We start from the raw sequence: 18291 nt of genomic DNA, 5'->3' as shown, positions 1-18291 counted from the left end.
GATTCCGGGTTTTACTTCCCGTGAACTTCGTGCCTGCCCCGGGTACGCGGTCGTAGAAGTCCCCGGGCCGTAGGCCCGACTGCATACCGGCGGGAGATGGACCTGCCGCACCGGATTACGCCGTATCTTACCGGGTGCAAGCAACCAGCGGGTTCGTGCCTCATCCACAATACCACCACGCAATTGCCTCCACTAAACTGCGTCTGTTAACCCGATACGTCAAGACTCCTGGGTAGAGTGTAGTGTAGGTGGCATGGACGCCCCTCCGTCGCCGGAGAGGTCTTCCGGTTGGGTTTGGAGCCCGCCCGGCGCGAGATAAAACCTTTTACGAGCAGTACTTGAGCCGGAACGCGGTCCCGATGCCCAAACTACCCACAAAGTCGGAATTTACGTCGCGCACTCCGCAATTAGTACACTTCGCCAAGTCGACACCCTTAATTTCCTTCCCGTCCCGGTCCTTGTTGTACCGCCGGACGGTCAACATCCCGCAGTAAGGACACCGGGCGGAAGTGTTTTTAGCCGGTACCCGGCAGGTGATTATGCCTTCGTGCAGTGCCTTGTAACGCGTGTACCGGAATATCCGGCCTTTCACCCAGTAGTTGAACTTCTGGTTCAGGTAGTGGGATTTGGTACCCTTCTCCGGCTTTAAATCATCTAAGTACTCGAAAACAATAATTTTGGCCCCGTGATGTTTAGCAAAATTTACGATCTCCCGGGATACCCGGTGAGCTATATCGTCGTTCAGGTTGGATATCTTATCCCACAAATCTTTGGCAAACCGCTCACCTATGGGAATAACCCCGGTCTGCATTTGCAGGTTGACTATCTTCTCCAGGTACCGCTTCCTAAGGTGGTTGTCCTTCGCGCCGGAGATGAACTTCGCCGCGTAGACCCTGCCTTTGGTATCCTGGATGGTCATCACCGCGTGGCGTTTCATTCCCAGATCAACCAGGCAGATTTTAAGAGACGGGTCTTTGATCAACTCCTTTATCTTTTTGAGGTCTAATCTTGCCACCCGCACAACCGGGACATGCAGCTCCCAGCCGGTCGGTTTTTTCACCAGCATGGGAGAACCCGCAGCGTAACCCGGAGGGACGACAAACGGCTGTAAGAGCGCAACTTTCCGATAGGTGTAAGACCTGCCGGTGAACATTTTGAGCATTATATGGTGGGAATCTTCCCACTTGTACTCGGTGCCGTAGTAGGACAACCAGCAGTTGTCGTCCTCCGGGTACTGCGGCGGGTGCTCCATAAACTCGATGGGCTTTTTCCCGGCGGCGATGCGCCTGGCATTCCTCTCTTCGTGCTTGCGCTTTCTTTCCTCCCACTTTTCGTAGCTGGTTCTCCATGCCAGGGCCTTGCCGTGAGCCTCGGCAATGGCGTTCCTCCACAAGCCGGAGGGGAAATTGGGAAACTCTTCGTCGAAAGGATACTCCGGATTCGGGTTGTCCTCCGTCCTGTGCGTCAAGTTTTCCGCCATCTTGAGCCACTGGCTGTGTCCGATTATCTCTTGATGTTCCTGAAATACCTGAAGATAATAAGAAACTGCCTGCCGGTACTGCGTAATAGTACAGGCGGCCTGTTCCTCTGCACTGGCCGGCATAAGCAGGTTGTACCGGAATGTTTTTGTGAACCCGCGCAGGTGCGGCATTTTTAATCGCCTGCCTTTTGGCTTTCGATGTACTTCTTGACTGTCTCTTCGGAGATGTGCCCGACGGTACCTACATAGTAGGAAGGATTCCAGAGATGCCCGCCCCAGAGCTGCTTTTTGAGCTCCGGGTGTTTTTTGAACAGGAACCTGGCCGAAACGCCCTTGAGGGCTTTAACCATGTCGGCAATCAGGTGGTTGGGTGTGGCGGTCACAAATAAGTGCACGTGGTCGGGCATGATCTCCATCCGCTCGATAATGAAATTGTTGTCGCTGGCAATGTGCAAAAGCAACTCCTTGAGGTCTTCTGCTATTTGACCAGTCAAAACAGGTTTCCGGTACTTGACACACCAGACGAAATGGTAGCCGATCTGGAATACACTGTTACGGTTACGTTGGAGTTCCATGATTAATATTCCTCATTATTAAATGTTTCTTCTATTGTAACATATGCGTAATTGGTAAGCAACGATAACCCGGGGAAAATTTAGCCGTGCCTAACTCCCCACTTCAGTGGGAAGAATGCGGCACGGCAGATCTTCAAGGCTTTTTCAGCGTCTTATTATGTTCGCCGCAATTTCGCAGAATAATTGTATCACCTTTCCAGGAAAAGGTGATGCGCAGACTTATGGTAGCACTGGCTTCCCAAATATCTTTTGTCCCTTGAACACGCTTAACACGCAGGGAGGGGTGATTGATATTATCAGACATCAGCCGCAACGCTTTTTTTATGGCACCTCTTTGGTTCTCATCCAGCTTTTTATATGCTCTCTTGAACCGTTCCGTTCACTGAAAAATCATTTATCCAGATCCTCCAGAAGATCGTCAACATTACCAAAGGACTTAACCCTCCCAGAAGCTATGTCCTTCTCGGCCTCTTTTTCCCCGTCCTGCCATTCCTTGGTCCAGAACCATGCCTGCTCTGCTGGAATGAGCTTCATCGGTCTCAGGATAATTTTCCCGTCTTCAAGCTCTACCTGGAAAATATCGCCATCATTTAAAGGCATATGTTCTTTTAACAAGCCTAAACTAACAACACCGCGCTTCTGCACTATAACGTTACCAATTATTTGACCCATAAAAACCGCTCCTTTGTAACTGCTGTAATACAGTTTATCTACCAAACTGCTTTGCAGTAATTATATCAACGACCAAAAATTATTGCAACTAGAAAACACATGCCGCGCAGGACCTGCTGTTTCTGATAATAACGCTGAAGCAAAAGCTCCTTCACCTTTTTATACGGCATGTAACGGGTTATCTCTTCGTCGTGCAATCTCAACTTAAGGTTCAGTGCGGCTACGTTATCCGCATCAGCTTCAAAACTACATTTCCGGCACTTAAAAACGTCCCCGCAGCGATTCTTCGCGTCCACCCACCCGCACACGGGGCATGTCTGGCTGGAGTATGCCGCATTCACCGGACCGGGGTCGGTGACGGAGTAAATGTAATTTTTGTATCCCAACCGTTCTTTGATGATGCTGCGCTGCCAGCCGCTCACCTTGCGGGAGAGACCCCTGCTCCTGGCCTTCCCGCGAAGGTGGGCGAGGTCCTCGTAGGCGACTACTTTCGGCTTGCGTTCTCGGTAAAACTCGTTGAATGCCCGATTTATTTCGTTCTCGCACCTGGTCCGGTATTTTTTGTTCCTCTTGGTTTGCTTAACAAGGCCCAGGTTGTGTTTTAAAATGCGCCGGGCCTTGTTTGGGTCCTGTTCGAGGAACTTCCGGCGCAGCGCTCGGAGCTTGCCGCGCTTCCGGCTCTTGTCCAAGATATGGTCGGACATTTCCTGCAGGGCCTCGCCGTATTCGGGCCGGTATTTTCTGCCCGTGTCATCGGTGAACACTTCGGTCACGCCCAGGTCGATGCCCGCCTCTCCCTCACCAGGCGGGTAAGTCTGCGGTTCCCTGGTCAGGTGGATTTCTACGCAGCTTTCGTCAGGGAGAAGCACCACCCGCAGGTTGCCTTCTATGGCATGCACCCCGGCCAGCGGGATGATCACCCTCTCACCGGGGGTTAGCGTTGCTATAGCGATGTACTGCCGTGTTCCGGTAGCAAATACCCGGTACATCTGCTGGTCAATGGTGAAGCTGCGGGCTCTTTTGACGCGAGGCTTTCTGCCCAGGACGCGCCGAAAAACGCGCTTCAGGTATTTTCTCACTTTAGCGCGGCCTTCCGCGTCCAGCTTTATCTCTTCGCTGACGATATCTTCACCGGTGAAGACCGCCTGGATGCGTTTCCAGTCACGGCTGTGCTTCTCGTGCCTGTACAGCAACCAGAAGGCGTAGTGCTTTTCTTCATCGGTCAGCCCTTCGTGGCGGTAAAGGCGCTCTTTGACTTCGATAATGGCGGCCTCCCACTGCCTCTCCAGGGTGTAAAGAGCATCTTCCAGGGCCAGCTTCCACTGCCGGGCCTGCAAGCCAAAGGGACTGACAAAACCGGCGGAAACCAGTTCGTCCCGCAGCTTGCGCTTTTCGCCCAGATAGTGCAGGTATTTTACATGCCCGTACTCCACCAGGAAGGCGTCCTTCTGCCGGGCATATGCTTCTGCCGTCTCAGTTATCCTGGCCCATTTCTCGCTGTTCAGCGGCAGGCTCTTCTGTCTTACCGTCTGCTGCATTTTTCAGCGCCTCCCGGACGGTTCTGGTGAGCTTTCGCGCCTTATATGTCCTCTGGCCGTATAACCTGGCCGCGAAGTGCTGGACGATACTGATCAGGTCTTCAGTCAACTCCTGGGCCGGGGACATGTCTTCGGCCTTGTTGACCACCAGTATTTCACAGCCGAATTTGGCGAACAGGTCTTCAAAGAATTCAAACCCGAACCGCACCAGGCGGTCCTTGTGGGCAACAATAACAGTTTTGACTTCTCCCCGGGTGACCATGCCGCACAGCTTCAGGAAATTCTTACGCTTATAATTGAGGGCGGAGCCGACGTCGGAAAGTATTTCGTCCACGGTCAGCCCCCTGCCGGCGGCGAAGCCCTTCAGGTACTTAAGCTGGTTTTCCAGGTCCGGTTTCTGGCCAGCCGATGACACCCGGGCATATAAAACAATTTTCTTTGGTTCCTGGCGGTTCTTTATGCCCAGTGCCCGGTAGAGCATTTCTTCAGTGTACCTACGTTTGTTAGTTGGTGTACGCAGGGCAACCAGTTTACCTTCTTTATCCCAGGCGCGGAGCGTTGATACGCTGACACCAAGTTTTTCGGCAAACTCGCTTATTGTGTAAAGTTTCATAAAACACCACCTGATATTAATTTATATCAGATGGTGTTGGTTGGCAATACCTATTGGTTGGCAATACCTATTTGAGATAATTATTACAAGGGAAGAAGCTGTTTTCTACCTCCCCCGGCCTCAACTCCCGGTGCAGGGCCAGCGCCTGACCGTCCTTTATTTGGCTTTACGTTCTTCAAAAGCACCGGGGTTGTTTACCACCCGTACTACATAGCCATTACTTACCCTCTCCAGCGCGAGCGCCCGGCCGGGTCCCACAATCACCACGTTTCCGCCGTAGTCCTTGACCCACCGTTCTACTACCCAGTCCGCCGTGTCCTTCCCGGTTCGCACGACGACCACCGCCGCGTCGCGGGGAGCACCCGTGCAGAGCGACAGGTCGCCCCCGCAGTCCACCACGACCACAGAGAACCTCTTCCTTATCTGGCTCACCAGTGCGTGAGGCAGGACGTCCCGCGTGTTGAGAAACTTGCCCGGGTCCACCGGCCACACAGTAACCCCCTCGAAGATAACCGGAGCGTCCGCCCCCGGTACCCGCCAGTCCGAAAGCACCAGGTCTTCCGGCTTCATGCCCAGCGCCAGCGCGCCGGCAGAAACACCGGTCGCGCAAATCAGGGCGGAGCCGTCTGCCTGCTTCGCTAAAACGGCGGCAATTTGCCCCGCAGACGGCGGTTCACCGGGGCATACGATATAGATGACGCCGTGCTCCGGTACGGACGCACCATTACCGGCACCCCGACCGGGGAGGACGAAAAGGTTCGGCCTGCTTCCTCCTTCATCCTCTCCGGAAGAAACAGAACGCGGAGCAACATCCCCCGTTTTACCCGCACGCAACTTTTCAGCACCCTTTTCACCTGCCGGGGAACCCGACCCCGCATCCCCGGTATCCGCCGGGCTGTTCAAGATGGCGGAAACCTTCCTGGGAATCTCGCTTCTGTCCACTAAAATAGCTCCCGGCCTTGCCATGACCGCCGCCAGGTCAGACACGGAACCAGTCCGCACGACCAGCAAGGGGATGTCCCGGGGCGCAAAAGCCACCCTGTCGACATCACATATGCAAACCCGTGCGTCACGGGGATCTGATACCACCGCAAAACCGGCCTTTCTCAGCAACAGGGCCGTCTCGCGGTCAGCCAGTACCAGCACACCCGCACGATCCGAGTTGCCGGGAAAAACCGGAGGTCCCACATGCAGCCCTCCTGTCCCGCTTTCCCGGTCACTGCCCCGGAGAGCAGCATCCCTCATCCGATCTCCCCCTGGCACCGTCTCCAGGGATGCGGCCCCCGGCTTCCCGCCGTTCACCGTCCCGGCAGGACTGTCACCTGGTGTTTCCTTTTTCGCAGGCTTCCGAAACAGCCTCCGCCAGAAGGGGACTTTTTTCCCCGGCTTCCCCGCGGCCGGCTCAAGGACGTCTCCCTCCGGTTCTACACCCGATTCGGCCAGAGTGGCCGGTTTCAGCACCCGGTTAATTACCACCTCCGGGCTGACCGGATCCCACACGATGTCGTAGACACCCAGAGCCACGGCCTTCCGGGCCAGGTACACTGCCTTGGGGTCGTCCCGACGGCCGGGCAGCAGTATAACGCGCAGGCCGGCCATGCGGAGCTCCTTCACCAGATCCACCGTATCGGTCTGGCCGGGCAGGTGGGGGGAGAGAACAACCACGTCTGCCCCGCGTTCCTTGGCGAGTGACGGGAGGCCTTCGCGGTAGTAGCACTCGCCAGCGGATTCTATGATCTGTCTCGATAATTCAGCGGCAACACTTCTGTCGAGTTCTTTGAAACCAGTGGCTAGCAATACACGCAAACAAATCACCATCCTTTCCGCGCCGGAGGCCCGGCTTTCAAGCCCGGGGAGGAAGTCAACACCCAGAAAAAAAACCGGGCTCATGCCCGATAGTTACTGCGGTTATACCACAAGCATGTTCCCACTATGTTCCCACTCGAAGGTCAAAGTGGGAACATGGTGGGAACATCGAAAAAATGCCCTCAAACCCTTGGGGGAGTAGGCACAGCGGGATTTGGAAAATTTTGTGGTGGGAACATCGGTGGGAACATGCTCGAAGCCTTGATATATAAGGGATAGAGGGTATTTTTGACCTTAATGTTCCCACCAAAAATGATCGTACACCTATATATAGGCCCCCTTGATCACCTTTTTTCAAAAAAAATATATACCCCCTATATATAGGGTTTTGTGTGTAAACTTTTTTTAGTGGGAACATTGATCTGGAAATTGACCTCTAAGCCTTGAGCCGCAAGGCCTCGGGCATGTTCCCACCATGGTGGGAACATGTGGGAACACGATTCTGGAGGCCGCTTGTATCAAGGCTTTCCGGGATCAGGATGTTCCCACCATGTTCCCACCAGATCCCCACTTTCAAAAAATCCAGCAATGACGGGGATTCCGTGGATGGGTATATTTGACATATTTTCCAGTTGGGGAATCAACAGGTGAATCTCATTCCTGATTTTCCTTCGGTCTTTCAATCAACACCTCCCGCGCCCTGTTCCCCCTCGTCGGTCCTATCCAACCCCGTTTTTCCATTTCAGCCAGCAATTTAGAAGCCCTGCCTCCCCCTATACCGAGCTCCCTCTGCAGCAACCCGGCGGACACCCTGCCGTGCTTTAAGGCCACGTCCAGGGCCTCCCTCAACAAGGCATCGTCTTCCTCTTCCTTCCTGCTCTTTCCCGATGGGGGGCCGGGCGCCGTCTTCCCATCTTGCGGGGCGAAGAGGTACCCGGCGCCGGGCCGGTTCTCGCGCCACCAGGCCGAGACTTTCGCGGGCACGTCCCCGGGCACCCAGGCCACCTGGGCGCGTACGAAGTCCCCCTGGCCGGGCACCAGGATCAGGGCGTCGCCCTTGCCCAGCAGGCGTTCCGCTCCCGGCGCATCCAGGATGATCTCGGAGTCCCCGGACTTGGCGCACCTCAGCGCAATGCGCCCCGGCACGTTGGACCTGATGAGGCCCGATAGCACCCTGGCGTCGGGCCGCTGGGTGGCCAGGATGAGGTGGATCCCCGCCGCGCGGGCCTTCTGGGCGAGCCGCACCAGGAGCGTTTCCGCCTCCTTACCGGCGTCGCCGGACAGGAGGAGGTCGGCCAGCTCGTCCACCACGACCACCAGGAACGGGAAGGGCCGCTCCTTCTTCGGGATGGAGGTCACCGAACGCACGCGGAGCCTCTTCAGTTCCCCGTAGCGGCGCTCCATTTCGTCCACCGCCCACTGCAGGACGGCCACCGCCTCCTCGGGCGCGCCGGCTATCGGCGCGGCCAGGTGGGGCAGGTCCTCGTAGGCCGCCATCTCCACCTGCTTGGGGTCGATGAACACGAAGCGCAGCTCCTCCGGGGGTAGCAGGGCCACCAGCCCCAGGAGGATGCTGTGCAAGCAGACGCTCTTCCCCGACCCCGTGGCCCCGGCCACCAGGACGTGGGGCATACTTTCGAGCGGCAGGGAGAGGGGCTTGCCGAACACGTCCACGCCGACGACCAGGGGCAACTCGCCTTTGGGCAGCCTGCCCCGGTACTGCTCCAGCACGTCGCGCAGGACCACCGTCCCCCTCTTCCGGTTGGGTACTTCGAGCCAGAGGCGGCCGCCCTCCTCGACCACCCTGACGGACGGCACGCCCAGCGCCAGGGCGAGGTCTCCTTCCAGGGTGTAGAGCTTCCTGACGCTCACGCCGGAGCCGAGCTTCAGGCCGTACCGGGACACCACCGGGCCGGTGCGGACTCCGGTGACCTCGGCGGGCACGCTGAACTCCGCCAGGGCCGCCACCACGGCGCGCCCGGCGTCCTCCGCCGCCCCGTGAGTCGCGGGCGGGCCGGGAGGGCCGAACAGAGCCAGGGGAGGCAGTCCCTCGCCCAGCGGCTGCCCGAAAAGAGGAGCGGGTTCTACTTCAACGGGGGCCGGACCGTCCAGGCGGCTTTTGAGTACCTCCGCCAGGGAGGCTATCAGCCCGAAGGGGAGCAGGAGGGCCGCAAAGCCGTGCCGGGAGAAGAGCCTGACTGCCAGGGCCAGCGTCCCCCCGGCCACCATGAATTTCAGGCCGGTGCTGGCGGAAATGCCGGAGAGGACCAGGATTACCCCCACGGCAGCGAAACCCACACCGAGCCAGAAGAGGCGGGTGGCCGTGTCGGAGCCGTCGGGGCGTTCGAAGTTGCCCGGCAGTCCAGGGGGCTGCTTGTTGTTTGCCTTTTGCAATCTTGGAGACATCGTTCCATCCACTCCTGATTGATCATTGACGCTTGATATTGTATGTGCTATCATTAAACAAAATTCTGAAAGGCGGTTAACGGGATTGGGCCGCTTGGAAAAGCTCTTGGAGAGAATTAAACGAAATCCCAGGACGGTAAGGTTCGAGGAATTGGACACCATCCTCTGCAGGGCCGGTTTCGTCAGGTCGCAGCCGCGCGGCGGTTCGAGCCACTACATTTACAAAAATCCCGCCAGAATGCCCCCGATTTTAATCGGGGGATGAATGGCGGCTTGGTTTATTCTTCCGGCTGTGCTATAATTTAAGCAGACCGGAGGAGATGTCGGATGCAGACGGTAACCCTCAAAATCAAGCTCCTGCATCCCAACAAGGGCAAGCTGGAGAAGATGACCCGCATGCTGGAAATCTACCGCCAAGCGTGCTTCTGGTTCCTGGAGCAGGCCGAAGCTTTGAATACTACCAGCCGGGCACATTTAAACCGTGAAACCTACCGGCAGGCATGTGAGTTATTCGACCTCAACCGGGGCACGCTCCAGTGCGCCATGCTTAAAGCGCTGTCCGTCAGGCGCTCCTACCTTTCCCGCAAACAAAGGGGCAAAAAGGCCAGCCTGCCCAAATTTGAGAAAACGGTTCCGGTAATGGTGCGGCAGGACTGCTACTCCCTCCACCAACTTCCCTCCGGCACGTGGGTCATCAAATTCCCCGTTTCCTCCGGTAGGAGCCAGATAGCCGTACCCCTTGCCGCTTCCACATACCACGCCAAAAGGCTCCAGGATCTGGCAGGAGGTTCCTGCCGTCAAGGGTCTGTGGAGATATGGCGAGACAAAAGCGGCGAGTGGTACGCAGCCATATCCCTCGTCTACAAAACATGTCTCAACGAGCCGTGCGGCGTAATCGGGGTCGACTTCGGCATCGTAAAACTTGCTGTATTGTCCAACAACGTATTCTTCGACGGACGACAGGTGAGGTGGCGAAAAGAACGTTGGGCAGAGCGGCGTAAAGCACTTCAGCAAGCAGGCAGGCTTTCCCGCGTCAAGAAGGAATCGGGTCGTGAACAAAGATGGATGCGGTATATCAACCACTGTATTTCCAAACGTATTGTGGAAATAGCAAAAACTGAAGGTAAAGCCATTGCCCTGGAGAACCTGCTGGGTATTCGTGAACGGACCAAAGGCTCCAAGAAGTTCAACCGCATGATGTCGGGTTGGAACTTTCGGGAGCTGGCTTCATTCATCGGATACAAGGCCGCCCTTGCCGGGGTGCCCGTAATCTACATCGACCCCAAGGAGACTTCCAAGACCTGTCCGCGGTGTGGGAATGTTTCCCGCTACAACCGCAAGACTCAGGGCTGGTTTAAATGCATAAGATGCGGCTACCAATCTGATGCCGACAGGGTTGGAGCACTGAATATCGCCGCTAAAGCGCTCGATGCTCTCGGGGCACGTCTCTGAGAGAAAGGGGAGCGTGACACCCCTTAAGGCCAAGGTGATGATCCGGGTCATCCGGGGAATGCTGGCTAACCTGCGGCGAAAGCTGCCATCCCACGTCGGGATGCCCCTCAATTAATTGAGGGGAGGATGTCACCGCAAAGGACCGTACAAGCTGGTTGTTCCTTATCGACAACCATACATATTACAGGCCTACGTTACCAGGGCCATTAAACTCCTGGAAGGAGCGGAGAAAAATGGAGAAGAACTTTGAATACTACATTAGCCTGCCATACAAAGTTGTGATTTACCCCTCGCTTGAAGGAGGTTACGCTGTAGAGATCCCCGATCTCCCCGGATGCATTTCCCAAGGAGAAACCTTGCAGGAAGCTCTTGAAATGATCGAAGACGCCAAGCGGTGCTGGATTGCAGACGCACTGGAAAAGGGCGACCCTATTCCCGAACCGGTCGACGAGAACTACAGCGGGCGCATCCTGGTGCGAGCCCCGAAATCCCTTCACCGGGCTTTAACGGAAAAAGCCCGTGCGGAAGGCGTCAGCCTGAACCAGTACATCGTCTATCAACTGGCCCGTGCGGTAGGCTGGACAGAACAACGATCTTGACGTCCTTCTTCGCGAAAATGTCCCCAAAATAGAAAAGCGACTGTTTTTCAACGGTCGCTGGTTATCAGCCGCCACTCATCCCTCGATTGGAAATCGAAGGAATTCCCGGCGGAGATCTTAATGCAGTACCGAATGCATGAACTTCGCGAAAGCGCCGGCGCCCTTCTCGGCGGCCTTCGCCAGCACCGGCCACAGGGTGTCGGCCACGCGCTTCAGCAAGGCAACCGCCTCCGGCCCGTGGCGGAGCACGGAGGCCGCGAACAGGATGGCACCGGCCAGGGTGAGCCACTGCTTCACCGCGGCGGAAGCGTGCTTGGAAAGGACGACGGCGGCCGCCGCCAGTCCCAAAATGAAAAAAACCTGGTCCCAGGACATTGGAAAACGAGCTCCTTTCTTCAAAAACTAAATCTGCCTCTGAAGCGTCTCAAAAAAATATGTCACCCCCCGCCACCAGTTGGGGTCCGTGGCGTACATGCCGTTCGGGTTTTCGCGCGAGTTCAGCCAGTATATGGGGTGGACGCCCTCCGGCCGCCCCCGGCTGAGCTTCACCACGGTGCGGGCCGCTATGCGGGCCGATTCGTAAAGCCCCGGGGAGTAGTTCTGCCAGGAACCGTACACGTTGAACGGGTTGCCGAGCATCGCCGCCGGGCTTCCCTCCGGCACGAAACCTTGCTCCTGGCCGGTTATGGCCACCAGAAGGAGCGGGTTCACCCCAACTTCCCGCGCGGCCCTGATTATCTCATCTACGTGGTCGGCCAGCATGGACCCCTTCCCCCTGAGCCACGCGGCGAGCTTCTCCCCGTCCACGTCCCGGTACGCCAGGTCGCCGGGGAGGACGCCTCCTTGAAGGAGCGGCAGCGGGTCGACCCACCGGCCGTTCACCATCACTCCGAAGTGGAGGTGCGGTCCGGTACTCCTGCCGGTGCTCCCCACGTAGCCGATCACCTGGCCGGGGGAGACGGTCTCGCCGTCGGCAACGTGGTACCCGGACAGGTGGGCGTAGTAGTACGTCCTCCCGTCTTCCCCGTAGAGCCATATCTCGTTGCCGCCCGCCGGGCTCGTGGAGAGGCGGACCCTGCCCGCCGCGACCGCCACCACGGGGGTGCCCTCCGGACACGCCAGGTCGATCCCCATATGTATGTGGTCCCCGCGGTCTTCCCCGAACTTCCCGGTCAGCGTCCACCTCCCGGCCACTGGGGCGAGTCCCAGGCCGATACCGCCGTCGAAGTAGCCGTACTCGCCGGGGTAGTAGAAGTCGCGCATCAGGCACGCGAAGGGTATCACGATGGCGAAAAAGAGCAGGAAGAGCAGGGGTACTGCAAATGGGCCGAGGGTGGCGAAAAACCACTGTACCGCGGACCTCGCGGCGGTCTTCGCCGCGGCCTTTGCCGCGGTTTTTGTTGTTTCTTGGAAAAAGTCGCCTGTACTTGCTATGGGGTTTAATAAGTACTCAGAATCCAAGGAGATTCACCACCATTTCCGTCCCGGAGGCCCCTGCCTTTAGGCATGGGGAGGAAGGCGCGGTAATTTTTTCTTTCGGTCGAATTGTGGTATCATAAAACCATGAAGCGCTGTAACGTCGTCCGCGTGCTCTTCTCAAAAGTGCAAGCCAAAGTCCTCGAAACCCTGGGGGACCGCTGCGCCGCTCTCTGGAACGCCGCTAACTTCCGTTGCCGCCGGGCGTTCCTGAAGGGGGAATCCGTGCCTTCTTACGCCACCCTGTGCGCGGAGTTTAAAGACCACCCCGCGTACAAAGCCCTGCCGTCAGACATCGCGCAGGAGGTTTTGAAAAAGCTCAGGAAGGCGTGGAACTCCTTCTTTGCCTGCTTGCGGCTCTGGAAGGAGGGCAAACTGGAAAAGCGGCCCGGTCTCCCGAGGTACTGGAAACACCGCCGCACGGGGAAGAGGCTGGTCAGGCTCATCCCGGTCAAGTCCCCGCGGTCTTACTCCCTGGACGCCAGGACGCTTTCCCTGACCCTGCCGAAAGACCTGCGGGACGGCAACGGCCGTCTGGTCCTGTACACGAAGGGCGTCCTGCGCTTCTCCGGAACCCCCAAGACTCTGGAACTCAAGTACGACCAGATGAAAAGGCGCTGGTACGCCCACCAGGTGGTGGAAGTGCCGGAACCAGCAAGAAAAACCCGGCCCGAAAAATACGCCGCTTTAGACCTCGGTGCCAGGGTACTGGCAGCCCTGGCCGTCGAAGGGTTGAACCGCCAGATCCTCTTTTCCGGGCGCAAGATCTGGAAGGACTTCCTGTATTGGACAAAGCGCATCGCAGAAGAGCAGTCCAGATTGAACCGGGCTGGGCGTAAGACCTCCCGGCAGTTGAGAAGGCTCTACCAGGTCCGCGCCCGCAGGCTCAGGCACGCCTTCGTAGCCCTGGCCGCGGAGGTCGTCCGCGTCCTGAAGCGGCATCGGGTAACCACTCTGTTCCTCGAAGACCTGACAGGCATCCGGAAGGACATGGACTTCGGGCCGGGCAACCTCCTGGTACACAACTTCTGGGCCTTCAGGATGCTCAGGAACCTCATCGAAGCCGCCTGCGCCCGGGCCGGGATAAGAGTCGTTCCCGTCGAGCCGCGCGGGACCTCTTCCCGGTGCGCCGTCTGCAGCTCTCCCGTCGAGCGTCCCGTTCGGCACAAGGTGGTGTGTAAAAGGTGCGGCCGCGTGTGGCACTCAGACGTCAACGCGGCGCTCAACATACTCCTTTTGGGCTCCTCGAAGGGGCACGGGGCGGAGGCCGCGCCCCTGAAGCCGCTTGCCCTCCGGTGGAACCGCCATCGGTGGGTAAGCCGCTTCGAATCTGCCGCCGGTACGCCTAAAGCGGCGAGCGGCAGCCGGAGGGCGGCGTAAGCCGCCTGAAGGAATCCCCGGGCTTTAGCCCTGGGGAGGAAGTCAACGCCTTTTGGGAAAAAGAAAAGGCCAATTCCGAAACTGCATCTTCGGGATCGGCCTCTTGTTGACACGTATTAATAACACGTTTTATAATTAGTTCAACTGAAGAATTAAGGTGTAAGCGATGAAAAGCTATTCGTCCACAGAAATTCTCCGGATTCTCAGAAAAAACGGCTGGGTGATAAAAAACCAGGAAGGATCACATGTCCAGTTAAAGCACCCGACCAAACCCGGCAAGGTCACGGTACCACACCCACGGAAAGATCTTGATCCGAAAACCGTGCGAAGCATCTTCAGACAAGCACAGATTTCAATGGAGGAGTGAATAATTGTGGACAAATACATTTTCCCGGCCGTTTTCGAAACCGGTGAAAAAAAAGGCTACTGTGTCACATTCCCGGATCTGCCGGGTTGCATTACGGAGGGAGACTCCTTAGAAGAGGCTCTGCAGATGGCCAGGGAAGCGCTGGAGCTCCACCTGTACGGGATGGAGGAAGACGGAGATGAGATCCCTTCCCCCACTCCCCCCGAGAAAGTCAGGGTTCCTGAAAACGGGTTTGTTACCGTTATCGAAGCCTGGATGCCCCTGGTCCGGGACAGGATGGCCAGGAAAGCCGTGAAAAAAACAGTCACTCTCCCCAAGTGGTTGAATGACTTGGCGGAGAAAGAAAAAATAAACTTCTCTCAATTGCTCCAGACAGCCATCAAAGAAAGGCTTTGTATCAACGAAAACCGGCGACCTAGTTAAAAGAAAAAAGCGATCTCCGGAATATTCCTGAAATCGCTTTTTTCTTTCTCCGATGTTGCACCTCATGTAGCACCTTGTTGCACCCAGGGGTGCAACAAGGCCGAGTTGCCTTCCGCCTTAGAGCCGCAAGGCTTTCGGGGCTGGCAAATAATGGGTGTTGCACCCAGGGTGCAACATGGTCAAACCCGCATGGCTCTAGGGCTGGAGGTATATAAGGGAGGGGTATGTTGCACCCAAAAAAAACATGTACTTATATAGGGCCTCCGAGATCACCTTTTTCTCAAAAAATATATACTCCCCTATATATAGGTTTTGGTTCATATTTTTTTTAGGTGCAACATCCGGCTGGAAATTGGCCTCAAAGCCTTGAGCCGCAAGGGCTGAGGCATGTTGCACCCGGAGTGCAACACGCTTCCGGCCCGTGCCCGGGAAGCCTTGAGCCGCAAGGCTTTCCGGGTTTCACCCCCTAGCACCCGGGGGTGTTAGAATGTTGCACCTTAGGTGCAACATCGCAAAAAATCCAGCAACGACGGGGGTTCCGGGGTTGGGTATATTTGACATATTTTCCAGCCGGGGAAACCCCTCCTTTAAAAAAATCCATAAAAAAAGTGGTTACAGTGGTTACAGCCTTGATTTTACTGGTCTTTTGAGTTGTTACATACCTGTTACATACCTGTTACACCTGTCACACCCTTGATTTGATTGGATTTCCAAGACCACAGGAAAAATCTTTCGAAAACAACACCTCTTCCCTATCAAGGATACCACAAACTACCGTCTTTCTGCAAGTCCCCGCGTCCTGTAGAGCGCCAGCTCCTCAGCCGGCAAACTCAGCTTCAGCACGTCGAAGCCTTTATCCAGTACTCTGAGGACGAACCGGTGGGTCCGCCTCAGCTTCCTTATGGTAGACAGCACCGGGGCGGGGAGTTCCGCGTTTTTCTCCACCGCCATCATGTCCGCGTCCTCAAGCCAAAAAAGGACCTTATATGCCGAGTTACTCCAGAGCCCGGACCCGCCCTCGGTGCCGCCCTCCGCGTGCGCCCAGAGCACCGACGGTTTGTTGGTGGCCAGGACCAGGAGGCCGTTCCACTTCCGGATTGTCGTGGCCAGGGTGTTCACGAACCGGCTGGCGTTGGGGTCCAGGAGTAGCCGCTGGCCCTCGTCGCAGAACACCGCCGACCAGCGATTCCCCCGGATCCTGTTGCGCCGCACGGCGTCCCACACGGAGGTCAGTGCCAGGGACATCTTGACCGCCGCCGTGTGCTCCTCCAGCTCGTTGTTTACCGTCTGGGCCACGTGGAAGACCACCAGGGGAGAGCCGCCGAATTCCACGTCGTCCGGCACGGCGAACATCCGGCTCTGGGCGCCCTCGAAAAACCGCCAGAGCTTATCGGCCAGGGACCCGGCCCCCAGCGCACCTTCACCCGCCAGCGCCTTCAGCTTGGCGTACCAGTCGTGGACCCGCCTTTCGTTCAGGCGCGTCCACGTGCCCTGGTCGTCCCGGCTGACCCCGCATTCGTCCCAGAGGCGCATCAGCGCCCGGTCGGCGGCGTTCGCCTCGGCGGGCGACAGCCCTCCGGCCAGGAGGCTCGCCGTGCGCATGACGGCGTTCAGCACCCCGTCGAGCCGCGCCGCGTCCTCGTTCGGGTCGCCCAGCGGGGGCGGCACCCTCAGGGGGTCCACGTACCGCCCGGAGGACAGGGTGTGGTCCACCCACAGGCCGCCCACGTGGTTGCAGAGGAACCGGTACTCCCCGTCCACGTCGAACACGAAGCACTGGTACTCTTCCAGGAGGAGCGATGTGAGCAAAGACTTCATGAAGGTGGACTTGCCCTCGCCCGACGCGCCCAGGACGACGAAGTTCTTGTTGCCTTCCGGGTCGCGCTCCAGGTCCAGGAAGACGAAAGACCCGTCCCCGTCGTCCGCCGCCCGGTTGCCTATGTATATGCCCGTCCCGTCGTCCAGGGTGCCGTAGGTGAAGGGGTAGAGCGCCGCGGCGCTATCCTCGTCGGCGAGCCGCCCGGGGTGGCGCTTGAAGAATTCGCCGTCCGGCACACCCACGACCCACCCCGCTCTGAAGGCGTCGGTTTGCTCGTAAGGTACCCGGGAGACGGCTATCCTGGCGTTCCGGCACACCTTCTCCAGGCGCGAGGAGGCCACCTCCAGGGCTTCCGGGGAAGCGGCCGAGACCGTGACGACGCACCACACGTCGAACACCGCCGCGCCGTGGTAGAGGGTCTTCTCCTGCAGGACCCGGATGGACTCCAGCGCGCGCACTTCGTCCGGGGACGGGGGCGACCCGGACTCCGCCGCGCTCTGGACGCTCCGTTCGAGCCGCCGCACCCGCATGTTCGTGGCCCAGTTCCAGTCCACCCTGGCGGGCCGGTAGTGGACGGCTATGCGGAGCGAGCACCCTTCCGGCAGGGGTTCCCGGACGAGCGGCCGGAGCCATTCGGGGGACACCGCCTGGGGCCACCCGTGCACCACGAACGTCCGGTGCCATATTTCACCGCCCACGACAAGGCTGGTGCGCTTCCTCTCGAGGCCCCCGGCGCGTTCGGCGATCCAGCCGGCGAGCCCGCTGGCCGAATTCGATTCTGTTTCCGGGTTTATGTTTTTTCTGCATTTGAGCTTTTTCAGGAACAATTGAGTCACCTCGATCCGGAATTGACCTTTTCTTTATGCTGTAATAGCATGACTATATAAGAAGGGGTGATACATAATGGATAATACCCATATGGTACATATCAGGTTACCCCAAAGTATTGTCGCACAAATGGAACAACTCGTGAAACTCCTCGGTATGAGCCGCAACGAGTTTATCGTCCAGGCGGTTGCAGAAAAAGTGGCCCGTGAAATAAGGCTCAGGGGGTTGCGGGAAACGCGGGGAATCCTCGGGCCGGAGGACGCACCGGAGTGGGCGGAAGTTCCGGGGGCAGACTGGGTCCGGAAAGTGCGCAGTGAGGATGGTGAGCCGCCGGCATGGGCTACCTGATAGACACCTGCGTCCTGATCGACCACCTGATCGGGAGGTTGTCCCCTGATGCGGACGCCTGGCTGGAACAGATGGTGGCGTCCGGTTCCGCGGCCACCAGCGTGATCGTCTACCACGAACTCCTGTACGGGGCTCGTACTGAAAAAGCAAGAACCGCCGTCGAAAAGCTGTTGGAAGCGTGGGAAATGCTTCCCGTGGACCGCAGATTTGCCGGGCGCGCCGCCGAAATCCGGCGAGATCAGGCCGTGAAAGGCAGGACCCTGGGAATGGCCGACTGCCTGATCGCGGCGACGGCCGAGTTGAGGAAGCTGAAGGTAGTTACCGCAAACGTTAGAGATTTTCCCACTGTTGAAACGACGCTTCCTGAAAAAATAGCTGGTATAAGATCATAGTTCCGTAACTGTAGATTGGGAATTTGGTTCTATTGAGTATTAAAAAATATCCCCGGGTTATCCCGGGTTACTCATCATCATTCGCATTATCTTTTAAGTCAGCTTTTATCAAGTGCC

General features: G+C 57.6%; 17 protein-coding genes. 7 read left to right on the top strand and 10 right to left on the bottom strand.

Features of this window, described 5'->3' with window-relative positions; genetic code table 11:
* Positions 1-325: 325 nt before the first annotated feature.
* The 7 genes from G7K71_RS13895 to G7K71_RS13865 form a co-directional block, all read right to left on the bottom strand.
* Positions 326-1651: an IS200/IS605 family accessory protein TnpB-related protein gene (locus tag G7K71_RS13895; protein ID WP_166347469.1), complete on the bottom strand. Its 1326-nt coding sequence runs from the start codon at positions 1649-1651 to the stop codon at positions 326-328.
* A gap of 2 nt (positions 1652-1653) precedes the next feature.
* The gene (tnpA, locus tag G7K71_RS13890; RefSeq protein ID WP_166347467.1) at positions 1654-2055 is read right to left on the bottom strand and encodes an IS200/IS605 family transposase; all 402 of its coding nucleotides are present in this window, start codon (positions 2053-2055) and stop codon (positions 1654-1656) included.
* A gap of 390 nt (positions 2056-2445) precedes the next feature.
* Positions 2446-2727: an AbrB/MazE/SpoVT family DNA-binding domain-containing protein gene (locus G7K71_RS13885; RefSeq protein ID WP_166347465.1), complete on the bottom strand. Its 282-nt coding sequence runs from the start codon at positions 2725-2727 to the stop codon at positions 2446-2448.
* Between the two features lie 65 nt (positions 2728-2792).
* The gene (locus tag G7K71_RS13880; RefSeq protein WP_166347463.1) at positions 2793-4265 is read right to left on the bottom strand and encodes a zinc ribbon domain-containing protein; all 1473 of its coding nucleotides are present in this window, start codon (positions 4263-4265) and stop codon (positions 2793-2795) included.
* Entirely contained in the window at positions 4201-4878 is a 678-nt protein-coding gene (locus tag G7K71_RS13875) for an IS607 family transposase (RefSeq protein ID WP_166347461.1), read from the bottom strand. The genes G7K71_RS13880 and G7K71_RS13875 overlap by 65 nt, the downstream gene beginning before the upstream one ends.
* A 156-nt stretch (positions 4879-5034) precedes the next feature.
* Positions 5035-6684 carry a hypothetical protein gene (locus G7K71_RS13870; RefSeq protein ID WP_166347459.1) on the bottom strand — a complete coding sequence of 550 codons (1650 nt, stop codon included), beginning with the start codon at positions 6682-6684 and terminating at the stop codon, positions 5035-5037.
* A gap of 654 nt (positions 6685-7338) precedes the next feature.
* The gene (locus G7K71_RS13865) at positions 7339-9090 is read right to left on the bottom strand and encodes a DNA translocase FtsK (RefSeq protein ID WP_166347458.1); all 1752 of its coding nucleotides are present in this window, start codon (positions 9088-9090) and stop codon (positions 7339-7341) included.
* A 327-nt stretch (positions 9091-9417) separates the two neighbouring features.
* Between G7K71_RS13865 and G7K71_RS13860 the strand changes: the two genes are divergently transcribed.
* Complete coding sequence (locus tag G7K71_RS13860; RefSeq protein WP_166347456.1) at positions 9418-10542, top strand: RNA-guided endonuclease TnpB family protein; 1125 nt, start codon at positions 9418-9420, stop codon at positions 10540-10542.
* A gap of 233 nt (positions 10543-10775) precedes the next feature.
* The gene (locus G7K71_RS13855; protein WP_166347454.1) at positions 10776-11141 is read left to right on the top strand and encodes a type II toxin-antitoxin system HicB family antitoxin; all 366 of its coding nucleotides are present in this window, start codon (positions 10776-10778) and stop codon (positions 11139-11141) included.
* Between the two features lie 117 nt (positions 11142-11258).
* Here the strand turns inward: G7K71_RS13855 and G7K71_RS13850 are convergent, their stop codons facing one another.
* Positions 11259-11516, bottom strand: a complete 258-nt coding sequence (locus tag G7K71_RS13850) for a hypothetical protein (protein WP_166347452.1) — start codon at positions 11514-11516, stop codon at positions 11259-11261.
* Positions 11517-11543: 27 nt separating this feature from the next.
* Positions 11544-12602 (bottom strand): M23 family metallopeptidase, encoded by a 1059-nt coding sequence (locus G7K71_RS13845; protein ID WP_243174913.1) that lies wholly within the window; start codon positions 12600-12602, stop codon positions 11544-11546.
* A 102-nt stretch (positions 12603-12704) separates the two neighbouring features.
* Between G7K71_RS13845 and G7K71_RS13840 the strand changes: the two genes are divergently transcribed.
* The 3 genes from G7K71_RS13840 (at position 12705) to G7K71_RS13830 (ending at position 14787) form a co-directional block, all read left to right on the top strand.
* The gene (locus G7K71_RS13840; protein ID WP_166347450.1) at positions 12705-13997 is read left to right on the top strand and encodes an RNA-guided endonuclease TnpB family protein; all 1293 of its coding nucleotides are present in this window, start codon (positions 12705-12707) and stop codon (positions 13995-13997) included.
* A gap of 166 nt (positions 13998-14163) precedes the next feature.
* Positions 14164-14364 (top strand): type II toxin-antitoxin system HicA family toxin, encoded by a 201-nt coding sequence (locus G7K71_RS13835; RefSeq protein WP_166347448.1) that lies wholly within the window; start codon positions 14164-14166, stop codon positions 14362-14364.
* A gap of 6 nt (positions 14365-14370) precedes the next feature.
* Positions 14371-14787 carry a type II toxin-antitoxin system HicB family antitoxin gene (locus tag G7K71_RS13830; protein ID WP_313884985.1) on the top strand — a complete coding sequence of 139 codons (417 nt, stop codon included), beginning with the start codon at positions 14371-14373 and terminating at the stop codon, positions 14785-14787.
* 771 nt (positions 14788-15558) lie between these two features.
* On the opposite strand, the gene G7K71_RS13825 is transcribed toward G7K71_RS13830, so the two are convergent.
* Complete coding sequence (locus G7K71_RS13825) at positions 15559-17433, bottom strand: VirB4 family type IV secretion system protein (protein WP_166347446.1); 1875 nt, start codon at positions 17431-17433, stop codon at positions 15559-15561.
* 76 nt (positions 17434-17509) lie between these two features.
* Here G7K71_RS13825 and G7K71_RS13820 point away from each other — a divergent pair, with 76 nt between their 5' ends.
* Complete coding sequence (locus tag G7K71_RS13820) at positions 17510-17782, top strand: ribbon-helix-helix domain-containing protein (protein ID WP_166347444.1); 273 nt, start codon at positions 17510-17512, stop codon at positions 17780-17782.
* Entirely contained in the window at positions 17770-18174 is a 405-nt protein-coding gene (locus G7K71_RS13815; RefSeq protein ID WP_166347442.1) for a type II toxin-antitoxin system VapC family toxin, read from the top strand. Before G7K71_RS13820 ends, G7K71_RS13815 begins: the two co-directional genes overlap by 13 nt.
* Positions 18175-18291: the final 117 nt, after the last annotated feature.

Origin of the sequence: Desulfofundulus sp. TPOSR (assembly GCF_011393055.1) — a bacterium.
GTDB lineage: Bacteria > Bacillota > Desulfotomaculia > Desulfotomaculales > Desulfovirgulaceae > Desulfofundulus > Desulfofundulus kuznetsovii.
Note: the sequence above shows the minus strand (reverse complement) of the source record. Positions and strands in the feature narration are given on the sequence as shown.